The organism is Oscillospiraceae bacterium (assembly GCA_035353335.1).
Taxonomy (GTDB): domain Bacteria; phylum Bacillota; class Clostridia; order Oscillospirales; family JAKOTC01; genus DAOPZJ01.
Map to the genome: position 1 here is coordinate 10,546 of DAOPZJ010000014.1, position 18,580 is coordinate 29,125.

The 18,580-nt window shown below is 54.4% G+C and carries 15 protein-coding genes and 1 pseudogene; all 16 read left to right on the forward strand.

What is annotated here, in order from left to right; genetic code table 11:
- Positions 1-262: 262 nt before the first annotated feature.
- The 16 genes and pseudogenes from PKH29_04450 to smc all read left to right on the forward strand — a co-directional run bounded on the left by PKH29_04450 (position 263) and on the right by smc (position 18,522).
- The gene (locus PKH29_04450) at positions 263-691 is read left to right on the forward strand and encodes a 4Fe-4S dicluster domain-containing protein (GenBank protein ID HNX14085.1); all 429 of its coding nucleotides are present in this window, start codon (positions 263-265) and stop codon (positions 689-691) included.
- Positions 692-705: 14 nt separating this feature from the next.
- Complete coding sequence (locus PKH29_04455) at positions 706-1,923, forward strand: FAD-dependent oxidoreductase (GenBank protein ID HNX14086.1); 1,218 nt, start codon at positions 706-708, stop codon at positions 1,921-1,923.
- Positions 1,924-1,981: 58 nt separating this feature from the next.
- Complete coding sequence (locus tag PKH29_04460) at positions 1,982-2,689, forward strand: glutamate synthase (GenBank protein ID HNX14087.1); 708 nt, start codon at positions 1,982-1,984, stop codon at positions 2,687-2,689.
- A 14-nt stretch (positions 2,690-2,703) separates the two neighbouring features.
- Positions 2,704-3,900, forward strand: coding sequence for a glutamine synthetase family protein (locus PKH29_04465; protein ID HNX14088.1), 1,197 nt, complete (start codon positions 2,704-2,706; stop codon positions 3,898-3,900).
- Between the two features lie 33 nt (positions 3,901-3,933).
- Positions 3,934-4,521 carry an ANTAR domain-containing protein gene (locus PKH29_04470; protein ID HNX14089.1) on the forward strand — a complete coding sequence of 196 codons (588 nt, stop codon included), beginning with the start codon at positions 3,934-3,936 and terminating at the stop codon, positions 4,519-4,521.
- 523 nt (positions 4,522-5,044) lie between these two features.
- Positions 5,045-5,623, forward strand: coding sequence for a translation initiation factor IF-3 (gene infC / locus PKH29_04475; GenBank protein HNX14090.1), 579 nt, complete (start codon positions 5,045-5,047; stop codon positions 5,621-5,623).
- A gap of 74 nt (positions 5,624-5,697) precedes the next feature.
- A complete protein-coding gene (gene rpmI / locus PKH29_04480) occupies positions 5,698-5,895 on the forward strand; it encodes a 50S ribosomal protein L35 (protein HNX14091.1) in 198 nt (65 codons plus the stop codon).
- A gap of 21 nt (positions 5,896-5,916) precedes the next feature.
- A pseudogene (rplT, locus tag PKH29_04485) lies at positions 5,917-6,258 on the forward strand (50S ribosomal protein L20).
- Positions 6,259-6,633: 375 nt separating this feature from the next.
- Positions 6,634-7,458: an RNA methyltransferase gene (locus PKH29_04490; GenBank protein HNX14092.1), complete on the forward strand. Its 825-nt coding sequence runs from the start codon at positions 6,634-6,636 to the stop codon at positions 7,456-7,458.
- Entirely contained in the window at positions 7,455-8,549 is a 1,095-nt protein-coding gene (gene dprA / locus PKH29_04495; protein HNX14093.1) for a DNA-processing protein DprA, read from the forward strand. The genes PKH29_04490 and dprA overlap by 4 nt, the downstream gene beginning before the upstream one ends.
- 38 nt (positions 8,550-8,587) lie before the next feature.
- Positions 8,588-10,693 carry a type I DNA topoisomerase gene (gene topA, locus PKH29_04500; GenBank protein ID HNX14094.1) on the forward strand — a complete coding sequence of 702 codons (2,106 nt, stop codon included), beginning with the start codon at positions 8,588-8,590 and terminating at the stop codon, positions 10,691-10,693.
- Positions 10,694-10,710: 17 nt separating this feature from the next.
- Positions 10,711-11,994, forward strand: coding sequence for a methylenetetrahydrofolate--tRNA-(uracil(54)-C(5))-methyltransferase (FADH(2)-oxidizing) TrmFO (gene trmFO, locus PKH29_04505; protein ID HNX14095.1), 1,284 nt, complete (start codon positions 10,711-10,713; stop codon positions 11,992-11,994).
- A complete protein-coding gene (gene plsX, locus PKH29_04510; protein HNX14096.1) occupies positions 11,991-12,977 on the forward strand; it encodes a phosphate acyltransferase PlsX in 987 nt (328 codons plus the stop codon). Before trmFO ends, plsX begins: the two co-directional genes overlap by 4 nt.
- 276 nt (positions 12,978-13,253) lie before the next feature.
- Entirely contained in the window at positions 13,254-13,943 is a 690-nt protein-coding gene (rnc, locus tag PKH29_04515; protein HNX14097.1) for a ribonuclease III, read from the forward strand.
- Complete coding sequence (locus tag PKH29_04520) at positions 13,940-14,917, forward strand: radical SAM protein (protein ID HNX14098.1); 978 nt, start codon at positions 13,940-13,942, stop codon at positions 14,915-14,917. The genes rnc and PKH29_04520 overlap by 4 nt, the downstream gene beginning before the upstream one ends.
- A 29-nt stretch (positions 14,918-14,946) precedes the next feature.
- Positions 14,947-18,522, forward strand: a complete 3,576-nt coding sequence (smc, locus tag PKH29_04525) for a chromosome segregation protein SMC (protein ID HNX14099.1) — start codon at positions 14,947-14,949, stop codon at positions 18,520-18,522.
- Positions 18,523-18,580: the final 58 nt, after the last annotated feature.

The window sequence follows — 18,580 nt, forward strand, 5'->3', positions numbered from 1 at the left end:
CCATGAGATCAAGGAATTCATGGGCAGCATGGGCATCAACTCCATCGAGGCGCTCCGGGGCAACCGCGCGATGCTGCGCGGCGTCGGCCTGAACGAAAAAGAGCTCGAGATTCTGGGCATTGCGCATGCCGGGGAGTGAAATTTAAAAGACAAGCTTTCAAATAAGGAGTTTCGTCCTTTCGTATCAAAAAGCATGGCACGCATTTGGCTCCACCATATCGGACGAAACATCCCAACTTCAACGAAAGGTTGGATTTAATAAATGAAGAGAGTATACGTCAACGAAAAATGGTGCCTCGGGTGCCATCTGTGCGAATATAACTGTGCCTTTGCCAACAGCGGCAAGAAGAACATGGCCTTTGCTCTGCGCGACCTGCGTGTCATCAGCCCGCGCATCCGCGTGGAAGAGGGCACGGATATCAGCTATGCGGTCTCCTGCCGCCACTGCGACGAGCCGCTCTGCGTTAAAAGCTGTATCACCGGTGCGCTGACCCGAAAAGACGGGGTCATCTCGATCGACCGCAACAAGTGCGTCGGCTGCCTGACTTGCGTGCTGGTCTGCCCCTACGGTGCGGTCTCACGCGACGAAGAGGGCGCGGTGCAAAAATGCGAACTCTGCCTGAAAAACGGCGGAACACCGGCCTGCGTCTCGGGCTGTCCCAACGGCGCAATCGTCTTTGAAGAACGCTGAGGGAGGATTGACAAATGAACTATGTGATTATAGGCAATTCCGCCGCAGCGGTCGGCTGCATCGAGGGCATCCGCTCGGTCACTTCTGAGGGCAAGATCACGGTGCTTTCCAAGGAACACCACCACACCTATTCCCGCCCGCTGATCTCTTATTATCTATACGGTAAAACCGATCTGCAGCGCATGAAATACCGCCCCGACAGCTTTTATGCCGACAACGGCTGCGAACTCGTGTACGGCGAAGTGACCGGCATCGATGAAAAGGCGGTCACGCTCTCCGACGGCAAAAAAATCCCTTATGATAAATTGCTGGTCGCAACCGGCTCTCGGGCGTTTGTACCGCCGTTTACGGGACTCGACACCGTGCCCGAGAAATATACCTTTATGTCGCTCGACGACGCGCTGGAACTCGAAAAAGTTTTAGATAAAGACAAGACCGTCCTGATTGTCGGCGGCGGTCTGATCGGCTTAAAATGTGCCGAGGGCATCTACGGACGGGTTAAAAAGATCACGATTGCCGATATGGCTCCCCGGGTGCTCTCGAGCATTCTCGACGACGACTCGGCGGCTCCCGTTCAGGAAATGCTGACCGAAAAGGGCATCGCCCTGCGCCTCGGCTGCTCCATCAAGGGCTTTGAAGGAAAAGTGGCTAAGACCGACGGGGACGACATCTCCTTTGACATTTTAGTACTCGCAGTCGGCGTGCGCCCCAATACCGAACCGGTGAAAGATGCGGGCGGTAAAGTCGGACGCGGCATCCTGACCGACCATAAACAGCGCACATCGCTTGAAAACGTCTGGGCGGCGGGCGACTGCACCGAGAGCGATGACATCACCTGCAACCAGAGCCGGATTTTGGCTCTGCTCCCGAACGCCTACCGGCAGGGCGAGACCGCCGGAATCGACATGGCGGGCGGTGATATCTCGTTTGACTGCGCGATGCCGATGAACGCCATGGGACTGCTCGGCATGCACATCATGACCGCAGGCAGCACAACCGGCGATTGCTTTATCGACCGCAGCAACGGATTGAAAAAGCTCTGGTACGGAGACGATCGTCTGAACGGCTTTATCCTGATCGACGATGTCGAGAAAGCGGGCATCTATACTGCGCTGATCCGCGAGCGAAAACCGCTTTCAAGCATCGATTTTGATCTGATCTGCAAACAGCCGTCGCTGCTGTGCTTCTCGAAAAAATACCGGGACGAAAAACTTGCGGGAAAAGCCCGATAATCATAAAAAATCCACCCTGTATTGAAACTTCTCCCCTTTTATGAAAGGATATGATATAATGACAATTGACGCTCAAGGTCTCACCTACACCGAACTCAACGAACTGGTACGCAAGGCCGGCAAAAAATTCGATATCAAAAACGCGCTCGGACAGCGCTTTATCGCAGCGGGCCTCGGAAAAGCCGCGGTCAATATCTACGGCGTGCCCGGCAACGCGCTCGGCGCGTATATGGACGGCGCCGAAGTCACGGTTCACGGCAACGCGCAGGACGCGGTCGGCGACACGATGAACAGCGGCCGCATCATCGTCCACGGCCTTTGCGGCGACACGGTGGGTTATGCCATGCGCGGCGGGGAAATCTACATCAAAGGCAACACCGGCTACCGCGCCGGGGTGCATATGAAACAATACCTCGACAAAAAGCCGATTCTCGTGATCGGCGGCAGAACCGGCAGCTTTTTGGGCGAATATCTTGCGGGCGGCCTGATTATCGTACTGGGGCTTTGCGACCAGGAGCGCATCGTCGGAAACTTTTGCGGCACGGGGATGCACGGAGGTAAGATCATTCTGCGCAAGACCTCTTACGAATCCGTGTTTCCGCCGCAGGTACGCGTCGGAACCGCGGACCTCACCGATGCAAAACCCTACATCGAAAAATACTGCGCCTATTTCGGCGTTGACCCCGCGCCGGTTCTGGCGCGCGAATACGTCGAACTGACCCCGAACTCCTCCAATCCTTATAAAGAGCTATATGTGCAAAACTGAAAGGAGTCCCCGTTATGTCATACACAAAACAGGAGGTCATGGATTTTATCCGCCAGGAGGACGTCAAGTTCATCCGGCTGGCATTCTGCGACGTTTACGGCATTCAAAAAAACGTCTCGATCATGCCCTCGGAGCTGGAGCGCGCCTTTTCGGACGGAATTTCCATTGACGGTTCGGCCATCGATGGGTTCGCCGAGGCCGAGAAGTCCGATTTGTTTTTAAAACCGGACCCGGCAACATTGGCGGTCCTGCCGTGGCGTCCGACACACGGACGGGTCATCCGGGTTTTTTGTGATGTCTTGGATCCGAACGGAACTCCGATCGAGTGCGACTGCCGCTCTTTATTAAAAAAGACGATCAAAGCAGCACACGAAAAAGGTGTCGATTGCCTGTTCGGCACTGAGATCGAGTTTTATCTGTTCAAGACCGGGGAGGACGGCGAAAAGACATTGATTCCTTTCGATAATGCCGGTTATATGGATATCGCACCCGACGACCGAGGCGAAAACGTGCGCCGTGAAATCTGCCTTGCGCTCGAAGAGATGGGAATCACTCCGGAAAGTTCCCGGCACGAGGACGGCCCCGGCCAAAATGAAATCGATTTCCGCTGCGCGGATCCGCTCGCGGCTGCCGACAATGCCGTGACTTTTAAATCCGCGATCCGAACGATTGCCGCCGGCAACGGTCTTTGGGCTTCGTTTGACCCAAAACCCCTGGCCGGAAGAAGCGGCAGCGGCATGCATGTCAATATCTCTTTAAAAAAGAACCGTGACGCTTTTATGGCGGGCGTGATGGCGCATATCTCCGAGCTCTCGGCGTTTTTAAATCCGACCGATAAATCTTATGCGCGCCTCGGCGACCGCAAGGCCCCGCGCTATATCTCCTGGGCGCACGGCAACCGCTCGCAATTGATCCGAATCCCCGAGGACAAAGCGCCCGGGCGCTCCCGCTTTGAACTGCGCTCTCCCGATCCGACCGCAAATCCCTATCTGGCATTTACACTTCTCATTCATGCGGGTCTTGACGGCATCGAAAAGAAGATGACGCTGCCCGAACCGGTGGAACTCGATCTTACCGCCGCTCCCAAGGAACTGACCGATCGGCTGCAAAAATTGCCGGAAACACTTGATAAAGCGAAAAAACTCGCCGCTTCGAGCGAATTCATCCATAGTATTTTGCCCACGCGGCTGCTCAGAGCTTATACCGATTAATTTTTAATCTATTGTTGCCGGGAGGTGAGGTCTTTGCCGGAGAAGCTGCCGTTGAGCGTATTGATTGTCACAGGGTCGTCATCGGCGGCCTCGCTTTTGAGCGGTCTTTTGCCCGGCGACGCCTTTTCCCCGATCATCTCCTGCGGTAACGCCGGACAATGCAGGCGGCTGCTCTCTTCCCAACAGTTCGACATGATTCTCGTCGACACACCGCTCACCGACGAATTCGGGACACAATTGGCCTTGGAACTCGTCGAAAACCGTTTCTGCAGCGTCATTCTTCTCGTCAAGAACACCTCGTTCGATCAGGTGACAGGGCAGGTAGAGGACAGCGGCATTTTAACCGTACTCAAACCGACCACCCGCGACGAACTCTATCGCGCTGTCAAACTCGCCGCCGCGACGCGGTCGCGACTGCTCAACGCCGAACGTCAGACCGTCTCACTCAAGGAAAAAATGGATGAAATCCGCCTAATCAACCGTGCGAAGTGGGTGTTAATCTCCAAGATGAACATGAGTGAGCCCGACGCCCACCGTTATATCGAAAAACAGGCCATGGACACCAGAACCCCGCGCGTCGCCATCGCCCAGTCGGTGTTAAAAAAATTTAATCAAACCTGACGCCGGAGGATATTTATGAGCGCCTGTTTTATCGCCAATATCCGCATCAAAGGCCCGGCTGAATATCAAAAACATCTTGACGGCAAGCCGCCGTCCGTGACGGTGTTAAGCCGTTTTTGAAAAATATAAAGGCCGTTATCTCACCATCGACGACTGCCCGGAAGTCCTGGAAGGTAATTGGAATTATACGCAGCTGGTATTGATCGAATTCCCCTACAAAAACTCTCTTCACGACTGGTATTAATCGGAGGAATATCAAACTCTGTTAAAATATCGGCTTGCCGCTTCTGACTGCGATACCATCACTGTAAATGGAAATTCCCTTAAAATTCGGGAATTTGAGTGATTTTTGAAAAAACGCTTGACATCTTAAGCCGTATATGTTAAAATAACCGAGCAAATCGCGAAGCAGGGCAATTTTTGTCCTCACCTTTTCGACAGATGCCGAAAGGTTCCGAAGGGATTTAAATCCCGCGGGATTCAATAGAATTCCGCTGCCATTCACCGATTGTGGCACACAGGCATGGACGATTTTGTATTGTCCGTGTATTTTTTTCTATCAGGGTTTGGAGGTGCATATACCATCGCAACGAAAGAATTGCAAATCAACGAAGCCATTAACGACCGTCAGATCCGCGTGATCGGAGCGGACGGCGCACAGCTGGGCGTAATGTCCGCCGCTGCTGCCCGTGAACTCGCCTATGACAAAGATCTCGATCTGGTCAAGATCTCGCCGAACGCCGATCCGCCCGTGTGCAAAATCATGGACTACGGCAAGTATCGCTTTGAACAGACAAAGCGCGAAAAAGAGATCAAAAAGAACCAGCACATCATCGAAATCAAAGGCATGAGCCTGAGCTTGAAGATCGACACCCACGATTTCGAGACCAAAGCAAGACAAGTATGCAAATTCCTCGACGGCGGAGATCGGGTCAAGGTCTCCATTCGCCTGCGCGGCCGCGAAATGACGCACATCGACATCGGCATCGAGGTCATGAACCGCTTTGCCGAGACTTGCGCGGGTTCGGGCACGGTCGATAAACCACCCAAGCTCGAGGGTCGTTTCATATACATGTTCCTCTCGCCCAAAACAGCGAAATAATCGCCGGGGCAAAATAATCGTTTCGGCGAAATAATCAAAAGCGGCTGTCGCCGCTAAAATTCGGAGGGTTTAAAATGCCAAAGCTCAAGTCACATTCCGGCGCTTCCAAGCGTTTCAAAATGACCAAGAACGGTCTGGTCAAGCGCTCGCACGCCAACCGCAGACACATTCTAAACAAGAAGACCACCAAGCTCAAGAGAGGTCTTCGCAAGGCGGAGTACGTCGACAAGACCAACGCCGGAGCGGTCAAAAAGCTGCTGCCCTACTCATAATGAATTCGGAGGAATAAAATCATGGCAAGAGTTAAAGGCGGGCTGATCTCCCGCAAAAAGAAGAACAAAGTCATCCATTCCGCGAAAGGGTACTTCGGCAGCAAACATTCCAAGTTCCATACCGCAAAACAGGCGGTCATGAAATCCGGGCAATATGCCTATGTCGGCCGCCGTCTGAAAAAACGCGATTTCCGCTCGCTCTGGATTGCCCGCATCAACGCAGCCTGCCGTGCCGACGGAATGAATTATTCGACATTCATGAACGGTTTGAAAAAAGCCGGCATCGAACTCAACCGCAAGATGCTCGCGGAACTCGCCGTCAGCGACGCCCAGGCGTTTGCCGGACTCGTCGAGACCGCGAAGAGCGGCACGGTCAAAGAAGTCGCTTTGGACCTGAAGCCGGTCGAAAAGAAAGCGGCTCCCGTTAAGAAGGCCCCCGCAAAGAAGGAAACCGCCAAAGAGACCCCGGCCGAAAAACCGGCAGCGACAAAGAAACCCGCAGCGGCCGCAGCATCAAAAAAGCCGGCGGCAGTCGGCGAGAAAAAACCCGCAGCATCCAAAAAATCCGCTTCGGCGACCGGCGAAAAAAAGCCCGCAGCAGCCAAAAAACCTGCGGCGGCCACCGACAAAGCACCCGCCAAAAAGACCCCGGCAAAGCCGAAGACCGAAACCGCATCCAAGTAACCGAATAAAAGCTGTGCACGCCTCGCGCGTGCGCAGCTCTTTTGTTATTGCAGCATGAAAATCACATCAACGAAAAACGATACAATCAAATTTGCGCTGTCGTTGAAAAACGATGCCAAAATACGCATTCAAAACGGCCTTTGTTTTGCGGAAGGCCTGCGTTTATGTGCCGAAGCGGTCGCTTCGAACCGTGCAAAAACGTTGTTTTTCACTCCCGCATTCGCTGAAAAGCACCCTGAGTTTATTCTCTTTGAAGAGCATACCGTTTGTAATAAAACCGTTTTCGAACAAACCGTTTGCGAACAAACCGTTTGCGAACGGGTCGAGATCAGCGGCAACGTCGCACAAACGATCTCGGATGTCCAAAATCCGCAAGGCGTCTTTTGCCTGTGTGATACAAACGGCCTGAAACGTCCGGTCAATCAAATTTCGGGCGGCAAAATCTTAGCGCTCGAACACATCTCCGACCCGGGCAATCTTGGTACGATTTTACGCACGGCAGAAGCGTTCGGGGCAGACGGTATTTTATTGTCTGCCGACTGCGCGGACGTGTTTTCGCCGAAAGTGCTGCGCGCCGGAATGGGTTGTTCGTTCCGCCTGCCGATTTACGAGAGCGCAGATTTCCCGCTCGATCTGAAAACGCTCCGCGAAAAGAGCTTCGCGGTATACGGCGCTATGTTGTCTGATGGTGCGGTTTCGGTCACGGAGCTAAAAACCCCCGCTGACTTCGTGCTGATTGTCGGCAACGAGGCAAACGGCATCACTTCCGAAACGGCGCAGGTTGTCACACCGGTTATCATCCCGATGAAAGGGCGGGCCGAGTCGCTGAACGCCGCCTCTGCAGCCTCGATTTTGTTGTGGGAACTGTTCGGGAAATGACGCGGGAACAAATCTGCGCGGTCTGGACGGCACTCAGCTGCGGCATCCCCTCGGTGCAGGCGGCTAAACTTTATTTTGATTTCGGCAGTTTCGAAGAAATTTATAAAAACCGCGAACAAATCCGAAAACCGGTGAATTTCGCGGCAAAATATGCTATAATGGCTGCCGAGGAAATCGCCCGGACCTGTGAAAAGCATGGCTTCGGCATCCTCCCATACGGCAATCCGCTGTTTCCGAAACGCCTTTTGCGCATCAAAAATCCTCCTGCGGTGTTATTTTATCGGGGGAATGAGCAATCTTTTCAGCGTCTGAACGACGCACCTGCCCTCGCAGTGGTCGGCACCCGAAATATGACTCCCTTCGGCCGAAAAATTGCCGCAGAAATCGCAGGCGAGCTTGCCGCGGCGGGCGTCACAATCGCCAGCGGGATGGCTTTGGGCATTGACACGGTTGCCCACGAAAGCGCGCTCAAAGCCGGCGGTTTCACGGTCGCGGTCTGGGGCGGCGGACTTTTCAAACTCTTCCCCGCCGAAAATACCCGTTTGGCTGAAGTCATCGCAGAAAACGGCCTGATTCTGACCGAATACCCGCCTGAAACCCATGCGACCAAGTATACCTTCCCGACCCGTAACCGGATCGTCTCGGGGTTGTCCGACGGGGTATTCGTCGCCGAAGCCAGAGAAAAAAGCGGCGCGCTGATTACCGCGAAATGCGCGATGGAACAGAACCGCCCGGTGTTTGCGGCGATGACCGATTACAGCCGCAACGGCGCGGCGGAAATCTGCGACCTGTTTGCGGAAGGCGCAATCCCCGTCACAAACGCTCACAACATCTTAAAAGCATTGAACGCTTCTTTAAAAACCAAATTGAAACTTCCCGAGCCGAATCAGCTGAAGCTGAATCTGATGCCCGCTCCCGAACCCGAAATCACCGACCCGGTGCTGCTGCAGCTGAATAACGGCGCGCTGACGGTCGACGAATTATCAGATCGCACAGGACTTGACGCACGCTCGTTGATCACAAAGCTTGCTCAGTTGGAGATGGACGGCCTTGTGACAGCCCTTCCGGGCAGAAAATATCAGCGCACTTAAATTTTGATTTTTACCTCGTGAAAGGACGGTTATAAAAATTGGCAAAACTCGTCATCGTCGAGAGCCCGGAAAAGGGCCGAACGATCCAGGGCTTTTTGGGCAAGGATTTCACCGTTATCGCCTCCAAAGGCCACATCCGCGACCTTCCGAAAGGCAAGCTCGCCGTCGATCTGGAACATGATTTTACCCCCGACTATATCGAAATGCCCGATAAAAAGGCCGTCATAAAAGCGCTCAGGGACGCCGCCAAAGACAGCGATTTTGTCTTTCTCGCAACCGACCCGGACCGTGAGGGTGAGGCTATTTCGTGGCATCTTGCCAAGGTATTAAAACTCGACGAGAAGGCCTCCCGCAGGATTTGTTTCAACGAGATTACCCGCCATGGCGTCAAAGAGGGCATGGCAAATCCGCGAGTAATCGACGCAGACCTTGTTGATGCCCAACAGACCCGCCGGATTTTAGACCGCATCGTCGGCTACAAACTCAGCCCGTTTTTATGGCAAAAAGTCAAACCGGGGCTTTCGGCAGGCCGTGTCCAGTCAGTCGTCGTACGCCTGATTGTCGAGCGCGAACGTGAAATCCGCGCCTTTGTCCCCGAAGAATACTGGATTATCGAGGCGCTTCTCTCCGAAAAAGGAACCGAATTTAAGGCGAAATTTTTCGGTGATAAAAACGGTGAATTGAAACTGCCTGACAAAACAGCAGCGGACAGGGTCATTGCGGCTTGTAAGAAGGTCCCTTTCACCGTCACCGGCGTCAAGACCACCAAGCGGACCAAGCGCCCCGCTCCGCCGTTCACGACATCAACCTTGCAGCAGGATGCCTCCCGCCGTTTGGGCATGCGCTCTGAACGTACCATGCAGATTGCCCAAAAACTCTATGAGGGCATCAATGTCGCGGGCATCGGCGAAACCGGTTTGATCACCTATATGAGAACCGACTCCCTGCGTGTCGCTGACGAAGCGGCCAAAGCGGCAGAGGATTATATCACCGGCGCTTACGGGAAAAATTATCTGCCCGAAAAGCGCAATATCTACAAAGCTAAGAACGCGCAGGACGCGCACGAGGCCATCCGCCCGACCACACCCGATCTGACCCCCGAGCGTGTCAAGAGTTCCCTCACGCCCGAGCAGTTTAAACTTTATAAGCTCATTTGGGAACGTTTTATGGCCAGCCAGATGGCGGCCTGCATCCAAAACCTCGTCGCGGTCGAACTCGAGAGCGCCGGATATGTCTTCAAAGCTAACGGCGTAAGCGTTCTCTTTGACGGCTTCACCGCACTCTATGATATCTCAAACGACGAAAAAGAGGAAAACGCGGCATTGCTGCAAAACCTCTCGGAGGGCGATAAACCCGCTTGCGAAGACATCACAGGCGAGCAGAAATTCACTCAGCCGCCTCCCCGCTACAACGAAGCCTCATTGATTGCGATCATGGAAGAAAAGGGTATCGGCCGCCCGAGCACTTACGCCCCGATCATCTCCACGATTTTAAAGCGCGAATATGTCGAGCGCGAAGCCAAGAACTTCAAACCCACGACTTTAGGCGAAGCGGTCACGCAGCTGCTCGAGGAAAAATTCCCAAAGATAGTCGACGTAGGTTTCACCGCCGACATGGAAGGACAGCTCGACGAAATCGAGTCCGGCGGCAACGAGATGGTTCCGACCCTTGGAAAATTTTACGGCGAATTCGCAAAAACTCTCACAGACGCCGCCGACAGCATGAAGGGTCAGCGCGTCAAACTGCCCGATCCCGAGAGCGAAGAGATCTGCGGGAATTGCGGCCGCAAGATGGTCATCAAGACCGGCCGGTTCGGGAAGTTTTTGGCCTGCCCCGGCTACCCGGAATGCAAAAACACCAAGCCCTTTCAAAAGAAAACCGAGGGCATCTGCCCGTTGTGCGGCAAAGCGCTCGTCGAACGCGAAAGTAAAAAGGGCGCAAAATATTACGGCTGCACGGGTTACCCCGACTGCAAGTTCATGACCTGGGATGAGCCCATTCCCGATAAGTGCCCCCAGTGCAATACTCCGATGTTCCGCAAAAAGGGCAGAGGCGCCAAGGTCTATTGTGTCAAAGAGGGCTGCGGTTATGAGAAGGCAGGCAGCACCCGCAAGTCAAAAGAGGAAAAACAGGAAACCGTATAACCGTAGGGGGTGTGTGCATGCGCTTGACCGTGATCGGCGGAGGATTGGCCGGATGCGAAGCGGCGAACGCCGCGGCAAACCTCGGCGTCAAGGTTAACCTCTTCGAGATGAAGCCCGCCTCTTTTTCCCCGGCGCACAAAAACCCCGATCTTGCGGAACTCGTCTGTTCCAATTCGCTCAAAGCCGAACGCATCGACAGCGCGGCGGGCCTTTTAAAAGAAGAAATGCGCCGAATGGGCTCGGTCGCGATGCAGGCAGCCTTAACCTGCCGGGTGGAGGCGGGCGGCGCGCTTGCGGTCGACCGCAGTCTGTTTTCAAAAGAAGTCACCCGCCTGATTGAGCAAAATCCCAATATCACGATTCACCGGGAACGAGTCGATCAAATCCCCCAAGGCACCTGCGTGATTGCGGCAGGTCCTTTATGTGACGGCAAGCTCGCCGAAGCCATTAAAACTCTTTGCGGCGACGGTCTTTCGTTTTTCGACGCGGTCGCCCCAATCGTAACCGCCGATAGCGTGGATCTTTCAAAGGCGTTTTTTGCCTCCCGATACGGAAAAGGCGGCGACGATTATCTGAACTGCCCGATGAATAGAGAACAATATGAGGCCTTTTGGGATGCGCTTGTCCATGCCGAAACCGCCCCGCTGCACGAGTTCGACCAAAACCCCACCGTCTACGAGGGCTGCATGCCGGTCGAGGTGCTCGCAAAGCGCGGCAAAGACGCGATTCGGTTCGGCCCCCTAAAACCCGTCGGACTCAATGACCCGAACACCGGACACCGCCCCTGGGCAGCCATCCAACTGCGCGCCGAAAACCGTGAAAAGACGCTGTTTAACCTTGTCGGCTTTCAAACGAATCTCAAATTCCCCGAACAAAAGCGGATCTTTTCGATGATTCCCGGCCTCGAACACGCGGAATTTATGCGTTACGGGGTCATGCACCGAAACACCTTCATCGACTCCCCGCGTCTCTTGAATTCCGACCTGTCGCTTAAAACTCATCCGGACATCTTTTTTGCAGGACAACTCAGCGGGGTCGAGGGTTACACCGAATCCGCGATGTGCGGCATTTTAGCCGGGTACAACGCCGCCGCAAAATTGCTGGGAAAACCCCCGAAAATTCTGCCGCACCACACGATGAGCGGCGCTTTGATTGGCTATATCACCGACCCATCGGTCATCAATTTTCAGCCCATGGGGGCAAATTTCGGAATTTTGCCGGGTTTAGACACTGAGATCCGCGACAGACGCATGCGTTATGCGGCATTCTCGGACCGGGCACTCAAGGAGGACTTCACATGAAAATCTTGCTGGACTGTTTCGGTGGCGACAACGCACCCGATGAAGTCATCAAAGGAGCGCGCGCCGCTTGCGACGAATTCGGTTCGCAGATCATTTTGGTTGGCGATAAAAGCGCCGTCGCCGAGGCCTCCCAACGGCTGTCCGTTTCGCTGAAGGGCATGGACGTCGCCCACGCTTCCGGGATCTTTGATATGGACGAGGATCCGCGTGACATCGTCAAAGGCAAACCCAACAGCTCGATGGCTGTCGGCTTGAATATGCTCGCCGCCGGAGAGGGCGACGCGTTTATTTCCGCGGGCAGCACCGGTGGGCTCGTGATGGGTGCATCATTGCTCGTCGGGCGCATCGAAGGCGCAAAACGCCCCGCGCTTGCCGTGGCAATCCCGCATCCGCAGGGCTGTTATCTGCTGCTCGACGCGGGCGCGAATCTCGAATGCCGCCCAGAACACCTGCGCCAGTTTGCGGTGATGGGTTCCGCTTATCAGGAAAAGGTCTTTTCGGTTCGTAATCCGCGCGTCTGCCTGGTCAATGTCGGCAAAGAGGAAAACAAGGGTACTCCGATTGTACGTGAAGCCTTCGAGATGTTAAAGGAAATAAAAAACATCAATTTCTGCGGCAATGTCGAGGCACGGGAACTCCCGGTCGGCGGCTGCGACGTCGCGGTGGCCGACGGCTTCACGGGAAACATGATTTTAAAACTCTCCGAGGGACTTGCCGGGATGTTGTTCAAAGAGGTTAAAAAGATCTTTTTGGCCACTTCGCGCACCAAGATCGCCGCAGCACTGGTCACTAAGCAATTCCGTGATATGGCGGGCCGCTTCGATTACTCCGAATACGGCGGCACCCCTCTGCTCGGTATTGCAAAGCCGGTCATCAAAGCCCACGGCAGTTCCCGAGCCGACGCTTTTAAGAACGCCATTAAAAAGGCGGAACTTTATGCAGGTACCGGTGTTATCGAGGATATTGCTTCAAAAATCATTTAACGTCGGCTTGACGATGCTTTAAGAGCGCCATTAAAAAAGCGGAGCTTTACGCAGACACCGGTATAATCGAGGATATTGCTTCAAAATCATATAGACATTGCAGGAGCGAACTATGTTCGGTCGCCCGTCAGGCTCGGACATTAAGCGTCCATCGAAATTACAAAAATGTTTTCTAATGCGAGCGAACAAAGTTCGCCCCTACATTGGATAGATCCGAAGATTTTCGGACGATAATCGAGCTCTGTCTACACTTCATAAAACCGAAAGGACATCGAAATGGATTTTTATCCCGAGGATTTTGAACAGCGGCTTTGTCACCGCTTCAAGGATCGCTCCCTGCTGATTACCGCGCTCACGCATTCGTCGTGCGCTTACGAGAGCAGCAAAGACACGGTCTGCAACGAGCGCCTTGAATTTTTAGGCGACGCGGTATTGGACTTTGTGGTCGGGGAGGCCATTTTCCGCCGTTTTCCCGACATGGACGAGGGCGGCATGACCGAGATGCGCGCCGCCGCCGTTTGTGAAAAAGCCCTTGCGGAGTATGCCAAGCAGCTTGAACTGGGTCGATACATCCTCCTCGGCAGAGGAGAGGAAGCCGCCCACGGCGAGCGCAGGCCATCGATTCTGTCCGACGCTTTTGAAGCGATCGTCGCGGCCGTCTATCTCGATTCGGGGCTCGAATGTGCATCGAACTTTATACTGCCCTTTGTCGGCAAACATCTGGTTAAGAGCAAGCACGGCGTTCTGCAGGATTATAAAACCGCACTGCAGGAGATTGTTCAGCGCAATAAAGGCGAGATTTTATCTTATGAACTCGTGACCGAAGAGGGCCCGTCCCACGACAAGACCTTCACGATGTCGGTGCTGCTCAACTCCAACGTCATCGGCACCGGCACCGGAAAGACCAAAAAGGAGGCGGCGCAGAACGCGGCAAAAGAAGCGCTCGGGCTGATGGGCGTGCTGTGAAACACGGTACTGTCGCAATCTTTGTCCCGAACGCCGGATGCAAACACCGCTGCAGCTTCTGCGACCAGTCGGCCATCACTTCGGTAAAAACCCTCCCGACCGCCGAGAGCGTAAAAGAGACGCTGAACGGCGTAACGGGTGAGGGATATGAAATCGCATTTTTCGGGGGAAGTTTTACGGCTGTCCCCCGTGTTTATATGCTTGAACTTTTAACCGCCGCCAAGCCCTTTTTAGACGGCAAAAAGTTCACCCGAATCCGCATCTCCACCCGCCCCGACGCCATCGGCGATGATATGCTTGAAATTTTAAAAAACTATCAGGTCGGCATCATCGAACTCGGCGCACAGAGCACCGACGACGAGGTGTTAGCCGCCAATCTGCGCGGTCACGCCGCGCGCGATATTTTTAATTCCGCCGAAAAGATCAAGCAGGCGGGTTTTGAACTCGGTTTTCAAATGATGACCGGTTTGTATCGTTCCAATCCGCAAAAAGACCTGAAAACCGCCGATGATCTGCTCTCGCTGAATCCCGACTGCATGCGCGTCTACCCCACTGCCGTCTTTGCCGATACCCTGCTTGAAACGCTGTGGAAGGGCTGCGAATACCGCCCCCAAACGGTGGATGAAGCGGTGGAAATCTGCGTTCAAATCTTTGAAAAGACGATCGATAAAAATGTCCCGATCATTCGCATGGGCTTGCATGCCGATTTCGCTCCCGACGCAGAACCTCTTGCCGGAGCGTTTCACCCGGCGTTCGGAGAGCTTGTAATCGGCGAATATTTCTTTCGCAATCTCCGCAAAGCACTGGAAAAAAGGCCCCCGATGCGCTATAATGTCTTTATTGCGAGAGGAATGCGCTCGGCAGCCGCCGGGCAGCATCGCAAAAACCTGCTGCGGTTTGCGCAACTCGGATATAATATCCGCCTGACCGAGGCCGATGAGTTGCCGCGGTATGATTTTTCAATTGAGGATTAAACTAACCCTTCGAAAGGACGTTTCAAAGCATGTTCTTAAAGTCCGTCGAGATGTTCGGCTTCAAGTCGTTCCCCGAACGCACACGCCTTAGTTTTCGCCAAGGCGTGACTGTTGTGGTCGGGCCGAACGGCTGCGGCAAAAGCAACATCAGCGACGCGATCCGCTGGGTGTTCGGTGAACGCTCTTCTAAAGCGCTGCGCAGCAAAAAGATGGAGGACGTCATTTTTCTTGGTACCTCCGACCGCCCCGCTTCGGGACTTGCCGAAGTCTCCCTGACCCTTGATAATTCCGATCGTTCGCTTGATCTCGACGAAGATGAGGTCTGCGTCACCCGCCGTATCTACCGCAGCGGCGAGACCGAGTACTTAATCAATAAAAAACCCGTCCGCCTTGCGGACTTATTAGAGATGTTCATGGATACCGGACTCGGGCGCGACGGCTATTCGCTGATCGGACAGGGCAAAATTGCGGAAGTCGTCTCGGCCAAGAGCGAGGAGCGCCGCGAGATTTTTGAGGAAGCCGCCGGTATCTCCAAACACCGTTTCCGCCGCGAAGAGGCCGAGCACAACCTCGAAAGGGCCGGTGAAAACCTCGTGCGCCTCACCGACATCGCGGGCGTTTTGGAAGCGCGCATCGAACCGCTTCGCATCGAGGCCGAGAAAGCCAAGCAATATCTGGCGCTCTCCGCCGAAAAGACCGGGCTTGAACTCGGCGTCTGGCTGAACACGATTCAAAAAAGCGAGGCCGCCGTCAAAAAATGCGAGGCCGACGAAGAGACCGCCAAAGCGCAGGCCGCCGAGAGCGAGATCGAGAGCCGAAAAGCCGAACAAGCCATTCAGGATGTCTTTAATGATTCCCAGACCTACATATTGAAAATCGATTCTCTGCGCCGCGAGACCGACACCCACAGCGCCGAGATTTCAGACTGCCGTTCCAAAATCGAGATTGCCAAGGGCGACAGCGCCCACCGTCAGTCCGATATCGCCCGTATTACCGGGCAGCAAAAGCAGCTCGAACAAACTATCGGTGACAGCGGCACATTCAAGGCCGAGAGCAAGAAACAGATCGAGGAAAAAGAAACCCAATGCAAAGCTCTTGAAAACGGTATTGCCGAAACCGAGGCTGCGATTGCTAAATTAAACTCCGAGACCGGAGGCGCGGAAAAGCGCTTTACCGAGCTGTTCGCCGAGATAGAGACCGCGTCCCAAAAGGTCAACGACCTCAAGATCGCACAGATACAACTCAAATCCAATATCGAACAAGCCGAACAGCGGCTTGCCGAACACCGCGAGGCGCTTGATACGCGCACCCCGCAGCTGGCGGAAGCCCGCGAGGAAGCCAAGTTTCTGGCTGAGGACAGCGCCCGCATCACCGCCGACATCACCAAATGCCGCAACAGCCGCGAAGGGCTCGTTTTAAAGCTCGAAAACCTGCGTGCCAAACAGGACGGCACCCGCGAAAGCATCGGCCGTCTGGAAGTCGAAATCGGACAAGCCCTGCATAAAGCACAGACCCTCGAAGAAATGGAACAACAGATGGAGGGTTACGGCGGCGCGGTCAAAGCGGTGCTCGAAAGCCGTTCTTTAAAGGGCATCTGCGGCGTTGTCGGGCGGCTGATCACAGTTCCCGAACAATACGCCACCGCAATTGAAATCGCCCTCGGCGGTGCTTTGCAGCACATGATCACCGATGACGAACAGCAGGCCAAGTATGCAATCAACTTTTTAAAGCAGAATAATTTAGGCCGCGCCACCTTTTTACCGGTCAGCGCCGTCACGGGTGATCTATTGCCCGAGGGCGAATTCATGGGCAAAAACGGGTATGTGGGCATCGGCGCGCAACTGATTCAATATGACATAAAATATACTGGTGTCATGCGCCGCCTGCTCGGCCGCACCGCTGTTTTCGAAGACCTTGACAGCGCGCTTGCCGCCGCAAAACAGAACGGTTACAAATACCGCATCGTCACGCTGGATGGACAGGTCGTCAACTCCGGCGGTTCCCTGACCGGCGGATCGCTCGGCAAAGGCAGCGGCGCGCTCTCACGCGGCAACCAGATCATGACGCTGCGCGAAACCGCAGCCAAATTCAAAAAGCAGAGCGACACGCTCAAATCAGACCTCGAAGCGCTTGCGCCGGAAGTCACCGCTGCCCAACGCGCGGTGGATACCCAAGCCGAGACCATCACGGGGTTGTCCGAGGAAAAAGTGCGCATCGATCTCTCGCTCACCTCGGCACAGCGCCAACAGGACGAACTCTCCGAGCTGATCGCCAACAGCAAAGTCGCTGTCAAAAACCTCAACAAACAGCTCGAAACCGATAAAAAAGCCCTTATCTCTTCCGATTCCGCACTCGAGACGGCGTCCAAACACCTCGACGAAAAGACCGCCGAGAGCCGCGCGCTCTCCGAGGGCAGAACCGACTTTTTCACCCGCCGCGAGGCATTACTCGCTGAAATCGCCGATAAAAAGCTCAAAATCGCCGAGAACCGCAAGGACATCGGCATCCTTGAAAGCGGCATCGCAGTGGCGGGCGAGGACGTAAAAGCCAAGGCCGAACAGATCGCCGCGCTCGAATGCGAAAAGAGCGCCATTGAATCCGCTGAACAAACCGGTATTCAAACGATATCTGCACTTGACAAGCGAATTGCGGAGCTGACCGACAAAGTCAACGGCATCACCGAGCGCATCAACGCCACGATCGCCCTGCGCGAGACCACCGAGCGCCGCATGAGAGAGGCGCGTGAATCCGAACGGGCGATTATGACAAGGCGCGAAGCTCTTGTCGCCGAACAGGCCCGTTTGCAGGAGCGCCGATTGACCGCCCAGCGCGATTTCGATTCCACGGTTGCCCGACTGATGGACGAATATGGTCTGACCCGCTCCGAGGCCTCTAAAAAGGCCAGCCCGATTCAAAATTTGGGCGAAGCCAATAAAACACTTTCAAAGCTGCGCGAAAAAATCCGCGCGCTCGGCAGCGTCAACACCGGCGCGGAACAGGAATACGCCGAGGTCAGCAAGCAGTATAACGATCTCAAAAAACAGATCGATGATATTGAAAAATCCCGCGAAAAATTGCGCAATCTGATCACCGAATTGAACGCGACCATGACCGGGATGTTTGAAAAGACTTTTGCGGAAATAAATAAACAGTTCTCCGCTGTCTTTTCACAGCTGTTCGGCGGCGGACGCGCGGAATTGCTGCTCGAAGACCCCGGGCATGTGCTCGACTGCGGCATCGAGATCAAGGCTCAGCCGCCGGGCAAGAGCATCAAAAATCTTGAACAACTCTCAGGCGGCGAGCAGTCGTTTTTGGCCATTGCCATTTATTTTGCGATTTTAAAAGTCAAACCGTCGCCGTTTTGCCTGCTCGACGAGATTGAAGCGGCTCTCGATGAAGTCAACGTCCGCCGTTTTGCTGAATATCTCGCGGCAATGTGCGGCAATACTCAATTTATCGTCATCACCCACCGCCGCGGCACAATGGAGATCGCCGACACCCTCTACGGTGTCACGATGCGCCAGGCCGGACAGACCGGCGGTATCTCCAAAATCATCGAGCTCAACATCACCGACGTCGAGCAGAAGTTGGGCATCAAGATTTGATTATTTATAAGGAACCGTCTTAACCGTTTCGATGTTTTTTTCGCTTCACCATTGCATC